Origin of the sequence: Leisingera sp. ANG-S5 (genome assembly GCF_000813925.1) — a bacterium.
Lineage (GTDB): Bacteria > Pseudomonadota > Alphaproteobacteria > Rhodobacterales > Rhodobacteraceae > Leisingera.
Genome location: NZ_JWLH01000010.1, coordinates 473,933 through 484,691 on the forward strand (window position 1 = coordinate 473,933; position 10,759 = coordinate 484,691).

A 10,759-nucleotide genomic window follows, 5' to 3' on the forward strand; every position below is an offset into this window, starting at 1 on the left:
CTCAGATGCTCAGCGCTTCGTTCACGAGGGCTGCTTGTTGGGCTTTGTGTTCGCTGGCCAGGCCGGTTGCGGGCGAGGCCGAAGTGGCGCGGCCTGTATAGACGGGCCGGGTGTGCTTGGCGCCGATGCGGGTCAGCACCCATTCGATGTTGGGCTCGATGAAGGTCCAGGCGCCTTGGTTCTTGGGCTCTTCCTGGCACCAGACCATTTCCGCCTGCTTGAAGCGTTCCAGCTCCTTCACCATCGAGATGGCGGGGAACGGGTAGAACTGCTCGATCCGCATCAGGTAGACGTCATTGATGCCGCGGGCGTCGCGTTCTTCCAGCAGGTCGTAGTAGACCTTGCCCGAGCACATCACCACACGCTTGATCTTGTCGTCCGCCACCAGCTGGGTGTCGGAGTTACCGTGCTGCGCGTCGTCCCACAGCACCCGGTGGAAGCTGGAGCCGGTAGTGAATTCCTCTGCCTTGCTGACTGCCAGCTTGTGGCGCAGCAGCGACTTGGGCGTGACCAGGATCAGCGGCTTGCGGAAGGTGCGGTGCAGCTGGCGGCGCAGGATGTGGAAATAGTTTGCAGGCGTGGTGCAGTTGGCCACGATCCAGTTGTCCTGGCCGCACATCTGCAGGAAGCGCTCCAGCCGGGCGGAGGAGTGCTCCGGCCCCTGGCCCTCAAACCCGTGCGGCAGCAGGCAGACAAGGCCTGACATCCGCAGCCATTTGCTTTCACCGGAGGAGATGAACTGGTCGAACATGATCTGGGCGCCGTTGGCGAAATCGCCGAATTGAGCCTCCCACAGCGTGAGCGCGTTGGGTTCCGCCAGCGAGTAGCCGTATTCAAAACCCAGTACCGCGTATTCGCTGAGGGCCGAGTCGATCACCTCGTACTGGGACTGGCCCGCGCGGATGTTGTTGAGCGGGTAATAGCGCTCCTCGGTCTCCTGGTTGACGATGCCGGAATGGCGCTGCGAGAAGGTGCCGCGGGTGGCGTCCTGGCCCGCGAGGCGCACCGGGTAGCCTTCCAGCATCAGCGAGCCAAAGGCCATCGCTTCGCCGGTGGCCCAGTCAAAGCCCTCGCCGGTTTCGAACATCTTGCCGCGGGCATCCAGAACCCGGCCGACGGTGCGGTGCAGCGGGAAGCCCTCCGGCACCTGGCTCAGGGCGCGGCCGATATCGGCCAGGGTGTCCGGCTCGATTGCGGTGCGGCCGCGCTGGTAGTCGGCGTCCTTCTTGTCCAGATGCGACCAGCGCCCGTCCAGCCAGTCGGCCTTGTTGGGCTTGTAGTTCTTGCCGGTCTCGAACTCCTCGTTCAGATGCGCCTGGAAGGCGGCCTTCATGTCCTCGATCTCTCCCTCGGGGATGAGGCCATCCTTGACCAGCCGGTCGGTGTAGAGGGTGAGGGTGGTCTTGTGGCCCTTGATCTTCTTGTACATCAAGGGGTTGGTGAACATCGGCTCATCGCCTTCGTTGTGACCGAAGCGGCGGTAGCAGAAGATGTCCAGCACCACGTCCTTGTGGAACTTCTGGCGGAACTCGGTGGCGACCTTGGCGGCGTGCACCACCGCCTCCGGGTCGTCGCCGTTCACGTGGAAAATCGGCGCCTCAACCACCAGCGCGTTGTCGGTGGGGTAAGGGGAGGAGCGCGAGAAATGCGGTGCGGTGGTGAAACCGATCTGGTTGTTCACCACGATATGCATGGTGCCGCCGGCCTTGTGGCCGCGCAGGCCCGACAGCGCAAAGCATTCCGCCACAACGCCCTGGCCGGCAAAGGCCGCGTCGCCATGCAGCAGGATCGGCAGGACCTGGCTGCGCTCGGTGTCGCCCAGCTGGTCCTGCTTGGCGCGGACCTTGCCCAGAACCACCGGGTTCACCGCCTCCAGGTGCGAGGGGTTGGCGGTCAGCGAGAGGTGAACGTTGTTGCCGTCAAACTCGCGGTCGGAGGAGGCGCCGAGGTGGTATTTCACGTCGCCGGAGCCGTCCACATCCTCGGGCTTGAAGCTGCCGCCCTGGAATTCGTTGAAAATCGCCCGGTAGGGCTTCTGCATCACGTTGGCGAGGATGTTGAGGCGGCCGCGGTGCGGCATGCCGATCACGATGTCGCGCACACCCAGGGCGCCGCCGCGCTTGATGATCTGCTCCATCGCCGGGATCAGGCTCTCGCCGCCGTCCAGGCCGAACCGCTTGGTGCCGGTGTATTTGACGTGCAGGAACTTCTCAAAGCCCTCGGCCTCGACCATCTTGTTGAGGATCGCCTTGCGGCCCTCGCGGGTGAAGGTGATTTCCTTGTCGTAGCCTTCGATCCGCTCCTTCAGCCAGCTGGCCTGTTCCGGGTCGGAGATGTGCATGTACTGCAGCGCAAAGGTGCCGCAGTAGGTGCGTTTCACGATCTCGACGATCTGGCGCATGGTGGCGACCTGCAGGCCCAGCACGTTGTCGAGGAAGATCGGCCGGTCCATATCGGCATCGGTGAAGCCGTAGGATTTCGGGTCCAGTTCCGGATGCGGGGTGGAAGCGCGCATGCCCAGCGGGTCGAGGTCGGCGGCAAGGTGGCCGCGGATCCGGTAGGCGCGGATCAGCATCAGCGCGCGGATCGAGTCCAGCACCGCGCGCTGCACCTGATCGTCGGTCAGCTCCACACCCTTGGCGGCAGCCTTGTCCTTGATCTTCTTGCCCGCGCCCTTCGCCTCAGCCGGGGCCGGCCATTCGCCGGTCAGCGCGCCGGTCAGATCGTCATTGGGGGCCGGCGGCCAGTCGCCGCGCGCCCAGGAGGGGCCCTTGGCCTCTGCCTTCACGTCCAGTTCGGCGTCGCCCATCTGGCGGAAGAACTCCGCCCAGGCGGCATCCACCGCATTGGGGTCATTGGCGTAACGGGCATAAAGCTGCTCCAGATACTCCGCATTGTGCCCCTGCATGAATGAGGAGGCGTGGAAGAGGTCGTTGGGCGATTGGTCGGTCATCTTAAGCTCCCGAAGAGTCGGTATGCGGTTGGTGGGGGCAGGTCAGGGTTCGCACTGGAAGGTGACCTGTTCCTTGGTCGGGTCGAGCGATTGTTCCGGGCCGGAGGTGATGGTCACGGAACTGGCGCCCTTGCAGATTTCGGTTTCGATACGGGCCTGGACGTCCTCGATGCTGGTGCCGGGCTCGAAGTTCAGCACGCCCTGCATCGGCTGGGTGAAGGCCGCGGCGGAGGTGGAGGTGAGGAGGGTGAGGCATAGTGTGCTTGCACTTGCCGGCGTTGGCCTGAGGACGCGGGAGGAGCGAATTCTCTTGGTCATTGGTGTGCCTCCTGCGGGTTGGGGCCGTATTTGTTGGAGCCAGGTTGGGAAGGAAGTGCAAAGGTAATCAGAAAAGCGAGAAATAAAACGCAGGTCACGATAAATGCGGTTTCTTCAGAAAAACTGAAGGCAGGTGCCACAAAAGCGGCCGACCAAATGAGTAATAGCCATCCGCTAAGACCGATGTCGTGGTAGCGTCTTACGGCGCAGCTGATTATGGGAAGCAGGGTCGCTAAAACAACTGCAAGGTAGAAAACAGAGAAACGAAGTCCTGCGGTCTCTGAAAGCCATTCATCTGCTGCTTTTGAGACCATTACCATGACAGTTACGAGCATATAGAATTGCCAAAACTCGCTTCTCTGGGCGCGACCTTTGAGGTCGCGCCACTTGGCATAACAAGCTTTGACTGCTTGCTCGGTCGTCATGCTTACTTGCCGATCGCTTTCAGAACCGCTTCACCCAGGCCGGCCGGGCTTTCGGCGACCACGATGCCTGCGGATTTCATCGCTTCGATCTTGTCCTCGGCGCCGCCCTTGCCGCCGGCGACAATCGCGCCCGCGTGGCCCATGCGGCGGCCCGGAGGGGCGGTGCGGCCGGCGATGAAGCCCGCAACCGGCTTCTTGCGGCCCTTCTTGGCCTCATCAGCCAGGAACTGCGCCGCTTCTTCCTCGGCGGAGCCGCCGATTTCGCCGATCATGATGATGCTCTCGGTCTCGTCGTCGGCCAGGAACCATTCCAGCACGTCGATATGCTCGGTGCCCTTGATCGGGTCGCCGCCGATGCCGACGCAGGTCGACTGGCCCAGGCCCACGTCGGTGGTCTGCTTCACCGCCTCATAGGTCAGGGTGCCGGAGCGGGACACCACGCCGACGGAGCCGCGGCGGTGGATGTGGCCGGGCATGATGCCGATCTTGCAGGCGTCGGGAGTGATCACGCCGGGGCAGTTGGGGCCGATCAGGGTCGAGGAGGAGTTCTCCAGCGCCCGCTTCACCTTCATCATGTCGAGAACCGGGATGCCCTCGGTAATGGCGACGATCACTTCCATTTCGGCGTCGATCGCCTCGAGGATGGAATCCGCGGCAAACGGCGGCGGCACGTAGATCACCGAGGCATTGGCGCCGGTCACGTGCTTGGCTTCATGCACGGAGTTGAAGACCGGCAGCTCCAGATGGGTCTGGCCGCCTTTGCCGGGGGTCACGCCGCCAACCATCTTGGTGCCGTAGGCGATGGCCTGTTCGGAGTGGAATGTGCCTTGAGAGCCGGTGAAGCCCTGACAGATGACCTTGGTGTTTTCGTCGATGAGGACTGCCATGTTGTCCTTTCCTTTCGATTAAACGGCTTGTGTCTTTGCGGCACGCGCCGCGTTGTCGTCGGTAAGTGCCCGATCTGCATAGGTGACACGGGCAAGCCGTGCGCGGCCGGAGATCAGGCGGAAGAGAGACCGGGGCAAGGCACTGAGTTCAGCCATGCCCCGCAAACGTTTTTGGCGCCAGCGGACAGCAGAAGCAGGGCGGCGGGTGCCATGCCCCAGAAAAGTGCTTTCTTCGGGGGGCGTATTGCCCTGTTTCACCAGCGCTGGAGTGATCTGATAGGGGTTGAGGGAAACTGCCAGGCGGGAAACCAGCGGATTGAACAGCAACTGGTCGATCGAGAGGTCGAACGGGCGCGCCGCCAGAAGCTGTTCCGCAGCGGACCGTGTCACCAGATAGCCGGCTGAGCCGGGGTTGCGTGACAGCATCGGTGCCAGACGGCGGCCATGACGCGCCGTGCCGCCAGTGCCCAGCATCACCCGCAGCGAGTCGCTGCGCCAGAATTCGATATTCACCAGCCCGCAGCCGTCCGGCCACCAGCTCAGATCGTCCAGCCACAGGCGCAGCTCCGGCGAGATGAAGACGTCATCCTCAAACACAAGAGCGATATCCGCATCACTGTCCAGAAATGTTTCCCAGACACGGGCGTGGCTCAGCGTGCACGCCATGTTGCCCGCTGCAAAGGCCCCCCAGGGGCCAAAGCTGCGGCATTGCTTCAGCAGTTCGGATTCAGGTGTTGTCTGCAGGTCAACGGCAGGCACGAACTCGGCCTCGATGCGGGCGTCCGCCAGTGCTGCCCGCATTGCTGCGTGCCGCCCGGCCGCCCGTTCGAGCGAGATCATGTAGGCTGCGAGTTTCATGTGCTGGAACCTGTCCTTGATCCGGAAAGCTCCCGGGCTGAGCCCGGGAGAGCAGGATCAGCCCTTCACCGCCTTCACGATCTTTTCGGCGCCGTCCTTGAGGTTGTCGGCGGCGATCACGTCGAGGCCGGAGGTGTTGATGATCTCCTTGCCCTTCTCGACGTTGGTGCCCTCGAGGCGGACCACCAGCGGCACCTTGAGGCCGACTTCCTTGACCGCGGCGACCACGCCCTCGGCAATCACATCGCAGCGCATGATGCCGCCGAAAATGTTCACCAGGATGCCTTTGACGTTCGGGTCGGAAGTGATGATCTTGAAGGCCTCGGTCACCTTCTCCTTGGTGGCGCCGCCGCCCACGTCGAGGAAGTTGGCAGGCTCCGCGCCATACAGCTTGATGATGTCCATGGTGGCCATCGCCAGGCCCGCGCCGTTCACCATGCAGCCGATCTCACCGTCGAGCGCGATGTAGTTCAGGTCGTACTTGGAGGCTTCCAGCTCTTTCGGGTCTTCCTCGGTGGTGTCGCGCAGCTCAGCCACGTCGGCGTGGCGGTAAACCGCGTTGCCGTCAAAGCCGACCTTGGCGTCCAGCACTTTCAGCGCGCCGTCGTCGCCGACGATCAGCGGGTTGATCTCCAGCATCTCCATGTCCTTCTCGACGAAGGCTTTGTAGAGCTGGCCCATCAGCTTGACGCACTGCTTGATCTGCGCGCCCTCAAGGCCGAGCGAAAAGGCGATACGGCGGCCGTGGTAGGGCTGGTAGCCGGTGGCCGGGTCGACAGAGAAGGACAGGATCTTTTCCGGGGTGGCGGCGGCCACTTCCTCGATGTCCATGCCGCCCTCGGTGGAGCAGACAAAGGAGATGCGGGAGGTCTGGCGGTCGACCAGAAGCGCCAGGTACAGCTCGGTCTGGATGCCGGAGCCCGCTTCGATGTAGATGCGGTTCACCTGCTTGCCGGCCGGGCCGGTCTGATGGGTCACAAGAGTGCGGCCCAGCATCTTCTTGGCTTCCTCGGCAGCTTCTTCCACCGATTTGGTCAGGCGCACGCCGCCTTTTTCGCCGGCATCGGCTTCCTTGAAGGAGCCCTTGCCGCGGCCGCCTGCGTGGATCTGTGCCTTTACGACCCAAAGCGGGCCGTCGAGTTCACCGGCGGCTGTCTTGGCTTCTTCGGCCCGCAGCACCACGCGTCCGTCGGACACCGGCGCACCGTAGCTGCGAAGAAGGGCTTTGGCCTGATATTCGTGGATGTTCATTTGAAACTGTCCCGTCTGGCTGCAATTGTCTGCTGATTTATAGGCCGTCATAATGCCAAGTGTTAAAGGCTTTTTTGACTGGCTGCGGGGAAATGCGGAAGATTTTCGACTTTTGTGATCACACTATTTGGCCGTGTGATCACATAGCGCCGCTGCCGTCTTGGGGCACCGGCGCCGATTCCTTGGCTTGATCTGCCGTTTTCGTGCCGCGCGTGCTGGACGGCAGCAGTTTGCTGCTGTTGCCTCAGAACAGGCAGCTCCCGCAGGCCGCGGCAGGAAAGCGGGCTTGAGCACGTTGCCTGAAGGGGGCTTTTTTGGCATTAGGGCGCATGGACCGCAGCGCCGCGGCGCGAGACTCAGGAGAGTTGTTTTGACTATCGACACCAAAGACTATTGGGATGCCTACTACGGCAAAAAGGAAAGACCGGCGGTGCCGTCGCAATTCGCAGCCTTTGTGCTGAATGAATTTTCCGACCGGCAGAGGTTCGTGGACCTCGGTTGCGGTGACGGCCGGGACAGTTTCTTTTTCGCCATGCACGGCAAGTCCGTCCGCGGCATCGACGGATCTGCCTCCGCGGTCTCGCTGTGCCAGGCTGTGGCGGAACGCCGGGGTGTGGACAATATCGGGTTCAGCCAGCTGGATATGCAGGACGCCGCCGCCTGTTCGAGCTTCCTGGAGCAGAACGCCGCCGATTGGGGTGACGCGATTGTCTATGCGCGTTTCTTTCTGCACGCGATTGACGAAGACGCCGAAGCAAACCTGCTGCGTCTTGCAGCGGGGCTGGTTGGTGACAGAGGCCGTCTGTGCCTGGAGTTCCGCACGCCGCGGGATCAGTTCCAGACCAAGGTGACATCAGAGCACTACCGCCGCTATGTGGAGCCGCTTCAGGTGATCGCCAGCGCCGGCCGGCACGGTCTGACATGCACTTATCTGGCAGAAGGCTTCGGTTTTGCGAAATACAAGGCCGATGATGCCTTTGTTGCGCGCATGGTTCTGGAGCGCCAATGATTGATCCGGTTCCCGCTGAACTTAACCGCAACAATCTGAGAGATATCTTTGCCCGTCTGGCAGGGGTGGAGGCATTTGTCTTCTTTGGCACGCTGCTGGGCTGTGTGCGCGACGGCGACATCATTCCGCATGACGATGACATCGACATCTACGTGAATGCGCGGGACAGGAAGAAGCTGCTGGCTGCGCTTGAAAGCAGCGGTTTCGAGCTGGAGCTTCATCCGCGGGCGAAGTGGTATCAGTTCTGGCGCAAGCCGCTGGTTGTGCAGGCCACGCGGATGCAGGACGGGATCAAAACCTACGCCGATTTCTACTTTTACGACGACAGCCCCGCGGACTACCTGATCGAACGGTGGAATTTCGCAGGATTGTGGCGCGACCCCGCGACCACGATCCATGTGCCCAAGGAGCTGATTTTTCCTTTGCAGGACACGGAAATGCAGGGCATTCCCATCCGTGTTCCGGCGCGGCCTGAGGAGGTCTGCGCCTTTCTCTATGGTCCGTCCTGGGGAACGCCTGTTCGCAAAGGGGAGGGGTATACGATGGAAATTTCCGGGAACCGCCCTCAGTTCAAACTGAAGGCTGCCAGCTAGAAAACCAAAAAAAACGGGGCGCTGAGGCCCCGTTTTTCATCTTGTCTTTTTGCCGGATCAGGCCAGCGAGGCGTCGATGCCCTTGCAGGCTTCGACCAGGCCCTTCACGGCGTTGACCGAATTGTCGAACATGGTCTGTTCTTCTTCGTTCAGCTGGATGTTCACCACCTTCTCGATGCCGCCGGCGCCGATTACGGTGGGCACGCCCACATACATGTCCTTGACGCCCAGCTCACCATCGCAATAGGCGGCGCAGGGCAGCACGCGCTTCTGGTCTTTCAGGAAGGCCTCAGCCATTTCGATGGCGGAGGTGGCCGGCGCGTAGAAGGCGGAGCCGGTTTTCAGCAGGCCAACGATTTCTGCGCCGCCGTCACGGGTGCGCTGCAGGATCGCGTCCAGGCGCTCCTGAGTGGTCCAGCCCATCTTGACCAGGTCGGGCAGCGGGATGCCGGCCACGGTGGAGTAGCGCACGGAGGGCACCATGGTGTCGCCGTGGCCGCCCAGCACAAACGCGGTGACGTCTTTCATGGAGACGCCGAATTCTTCAGCCAGGAAGTGGCGGAAGCGGGCGGAGTCCAGAACGCCGGCCATGCCGCAGACCTTGTTGTGGGGCAGGCCGGAGAATTCGCGCAGGGCCCAAACCATCGCGTCCAGCGGGTTGGTGATGCAGATCACGAAGGCGTTCGGCGCGTGGTCGCGGATGCCTTCGCCTACGGATTTCATCACCTTGAGGTTGATGCCCAGCAGGTCGTCGCGGCTCATGCCCGGCTTGCGCGGCACGCCGGCGGTCACGATGCAGACGTCGGCGCCTGCGATGTCCTCGTAGGACTGGGTGCCCTTCAGGGAGGCGTCGAAGCCCTCGGAGGGACCGGATTCTGCGATGTCCAGCGCCTTGCCTTCGGGGATGCCTTCGGCGATGTCGAAGAGAACGACGTCGCCCAGTTCCTTGAGGGCTGCGAGATGTGCGAGGGTGCCGCCGATCTGACCTGCGCCGATGAGGGCGATTTTGGGTCGTGCCATTGGAAAATGTCTCCGGTCCGGTTGAAATTTCCTGATGCCTACGGCGTAAAACCGTGCCGTGCAAGGGCTCTGCGCTGCGGCATTCGGCGCTGTATGCTTGTGTATACCGTGCTGATACCGCTAAACCGTCTGTAATCTGGGCATTTCGGAGGGCGGGTGATGGCGGCGTTTGATGCAATGTTTTTCGTTTTTGCCATCCCGGCGGTCGTTTTTGCGGGCGTGTCCAAGGGCGGTTTCGGGTCCGGCGCGGCCTTTGCCTCGGCGTCGATTCTGGCGCTGGTGCTGGAGCCGGGCATGGCGCTGGCGCTGATGCTGCCCCTGCTGATGCTGATCGACGTGGCCAATCTGAAACCCTATTGGGGACGCTGGAACCTGCGGGCATCGCTGCTGCTGATTGGCGGCGGCTTGCCCGGCGTGGCGCTGGGTGCCTGGCTTTATGCGGCGGTGGATGCGGATGCGATGCGGGTGCTGATCGGGCTGGTCTCTGTCGGCTTTGTGCTGTGGCAGCTGCGCGGGCGGCTGGGGCTGCGGCTGGCGGCAGATGCGCCGCTGTCAACGGGCGCCGGTGCGCTGGCCGGGCTGGCGGTGGGGTTCACCAGTTTTGTCAGCCATGCGGGCGGGCCGCCGGCCGCGGTTTATCTTCTCAGCCTGAAGTTGCGGAAAACCGAATACCAGGCCAGCACGGTGCTGATCTTCTGGGCCATCAACATCGCCAAGGCGGTGCCTTATGCCGGGCTGGGGATGTTCACACGTGAAACCCTGATGCTGGACCTGATGCTGGCGCCCTTTGCGCTGCTCGGGGCCTGGCTGGGGGTGAAGCTGCACCATTCGATCCCGGAGCGCTGGTTCTTTGCGCTGACCTATGTGCTGCTGACAGTGACCGGCGCCAAGCTGATCTGGGACGGGCTGGCCTGAAGACTGCTCGCATCAGCCAGCCCGCGCGGCGTCCCCGGCCGCTAACCTGCAGCCCGGAAACCTGCCTCAATGCTTGCTCAGGCGTCGCTGTCGGTGTTCGGCAGGGCCTCTGCCAGCACTTCGTAGGACTGGCCGGAGGCGACCAGGCAGGTCATGCCGTTGGGGGTGGTCACCGTAATGGTCCAGCTGCCGGTGTCGGCAGAGGCAAAGGTTTCCATCACCATGCCCTGCTGGCCCATGCCGATGCTTTGGCGGCTTTCGCCGTATTTTTCGGCTAGCCTTTTGATCACCGCATCGCGCGGGGCGCAGTTGCGGCTTTGGGCAGCGGCGGGGGCGGCGGCCCTGGGCACCCCGGCCCGCGCCCGCGGGCGGGGGGAGATTGGGGTTTTTTTTTCGTTTTTCCCCTTCCCGGACGGCCCGGCAGGGGAAGGGGGCCGACGGGAGCCCCCCGGGGTCCCGTTCGGGGCGGGGGGGGGGGCAAATCCAAAAGCAGGCCCCCCGCCCCCGGGCAGCCGGGGCGGGCCGGGGGG

General features: G+C 63.0%; 11 protein-coding genes. 3 read left to right on the plus strand and 8 right to left on the minus strand.

What is annotated here, in order from left to right; translation table 11 throughout:
- Position 1: 1 nt before the first annotated feature.
- From RA25_RS16900 to sucC, 6 genes are read right to left on the minus strand one after another with little or no spacing between them, the layout of a single operon-like run.
- Positions 2 to 2,953 (minus strand): 2-oxoglutarate dehydrogenase E1 component, encoded by a 2,952-nt coding sequence (locus RA25_RS16900; protein ID WP_039173885.1) that lies wholly within the window; start codon positions 2,951 to 2,953, stop codon positions 2 to 4.
- A gap of 42 nt (positions 2,954 to 2,995) precedes the next feature.
- Entirely contained in the window at positions 2,996 to 3,271 is a 276-nt protein-coding gene (locus tag RA25_RS22785) for a hypothetical protein (protein ID WP_152612225.1), read from the minus strand.
- Positions 3,268 to 3,696 carry a DUF805 domain-containing protein gene (locus tag RA25_RS22200; RefSeq protein ID WP_019297073.1) on the minus strand — a complete coding sequence of 143 codons (429 nt, stop codon included), beginning with the start codon at positions 3,694 to 3,696 and terminating at the stop codon, positions 3,268 to 3,270. Before RA25_RS22200 ends, RA25_RS22785 begins: the two co-directional genes overlap by 4 nt.
- A 2-nt stretch (positions 3,697 to 3,698) precedes the next feature.
- The gene (gene sucD / locus RA25_RS16910; RefSeq protein ID WP_039173888.1) at positions 3,699 to 4,583 is read right to left on the minus strand and encodes a succinate--CoA ligase subunit alpha; all 885 of its coding nucleotides are present in this window, start codon (positions 4,581 to 4,583) and stop codon (positions 3,699 to 3,701) included.
- 18 nt (positions 4,584 to 4,601) lie between these two features.
- A complete protein-coding gene (locus RA25_RS16915; RefSeq protein WP_019297071.1) occupies positions 4,602 to 5,441 on the minus strand; it encodes a glycosyltransferase family 25 protein in 840 nt (279 codons plus the stop codon).
- Between the two features lie 57 nt (positions 5,442 to 5,498).
- Entirely contained in the window at positions 5,499 to 6,692 is a 1,194-nt protein-coding gene (gene sucC / locus RA25_RS16920; protein WP_019297070.1) for an ADP-forming succinate--CoA ligase subunit beta, read from the minus strand.
- Positions 6,693 to 7,062: 370 nt separating this feature from the next.
- Here sucC and RA25_RS16925 point away from each other — a divergent pair, with 370 nt between their 5' ends.
- Positions 7,063 to 7,701 (plus strand): class I SAM-dependent methyltransferase, encoded by a 639-nt coding sequence (locus RA25_RS16925; protein WP_052254276.1) that lies wholly within the window; start codon positions 7,063 to 7,065, stop codon positions 7,699 to 7,701.
- Entirely contained in the window at positions 7,698 to 8,294 is a 597-nt protein-coding gene (locus RA25_RS16930; RefSeq protein ID WP_039173890.1) for a LicD family protein, read from the plus strand. Before RA25_RS16925 ends, RA25_RS16930 begins: the two co-directional genes overlap by 4 nt.
- Positions 8,295 to 8,351: 57 nt before the next feature.
- Here RA25_RS16930 and mdh read toward each other — a convergent pair whose 3' ends face one another.
- Positions 8,352 to 9,314: a malate dehydrogenase gene (gene mdh, locus RA25_RS16935; RefSeq protein ID WP_019297067.1), complete on the minus strand. Its 963-nt coding sequence runs from the start codon at positions 9,312 to 9,314 to the stop codon at positions 8,352 to 8,354.
- Positions 9,315 to 9,473: 159 nt separating this feature from the next.
- Between mdh and RA25_RS16940 the strand changes: the two genes are divergently transcribed.
- Positions 9,474 to 10,229, plus strand: a complete 756-nt coding sequence (locus RA25_RS16940) for a sulfite exporter TauE/SafE family protein (RefSeq protein WP_039173892.1) — start codon at positions 9,474 to 9,476, stop codon at positions 10,227 to 10,229.
- A 77-nt stretch (positions 10,230 to 10,306) separates the two neighbouring features.
- Here the strand turns inward: RA25_RS16940 and RA25_RS16945 are convergent, their stop codons facing one another.
- Positions 10,307 to 10,609: a hypothetical protein gene (locus RA25_RS16945; RefSeq protein ID WP_039173894.1), complete on the minus strand. Its 303-nt coding sequence runs from the start codon at positions 10,607 to 10,609 to the stop codon at positions 10,307 to 10,309.
- Positions 10,610 to 10,759: the final 150 nt, after the last annotated feature.

What these genes read in the sequence shown, in the direction of transcription:
- RA25_RS22785 (WP_152612225.1), bottom strand. Translation starts at nt 3,271, where the DNA reads ATGACCAAGAGAATTCGCTCCTCCCGCGTCCTCAGGCCAACGCCGGCA.
- RA25_RS16900 (WP_039173885.1), bottom strand. Translation starts at nt 2,953, where the DNA reads ATGACCGACCAATCGCCCAACGACCTCTTCCACGCCTCCTCATTCATG.
- RA25_RS16930 (WP_039173890.1), top strand. Translation starts at nt 7,698, where the DNA reads ATGATTGATCCGGTTCCCGCTGAACTTAACCGCAACAATCTGAGAGAT.
- sucC (WP_019297070.1), bottom strand. Translation starts at nt 6,692, where the DNA reads ATGAACATCCACGAATATCAGGCCAAAGCCCTTCTTCGCAGCTACGGT.
- RA25_RS16940 (WP_039173892.1), top strand. Translation starts at nt 9,474, where the DNA reads ATGGCGGCGTTTGATGCAATGTTTTTCGTTTTTGCCATCCCGGCGGTC.
- RA25_RS22200 (WP_019297073.1), bottom strand. Translation starts at nt 3,696, where the DNA reads ATGACGACCGAGCAAGCAGTCAAAGCTTGTTATGCCAAGTGGCGCGAC.
- RA25_RS16915 (WP_019297071.1), bottom strand. Translation starts at nt 5,441, where the DNA reads ATGAAACTCGCAGCCTACATGATCTCGCTCGAACGGGCGGCCGGGCGG.
- mdh (WP_019297067.1), bottom strand. Translation starts at nt 9,314, where the DNA reads ATGGCACGACCCAAAATCGCCCTCATCGGCGCAGGTCAGATCGGCGGC.
- sucD (WP_039173888.1), bottom strand. Translation starts at nt 4,583, where the DNA reads ATGGCAGTCCTCATCGACGAAAACACCAAGGTCATCTGTCAGGGCTTC.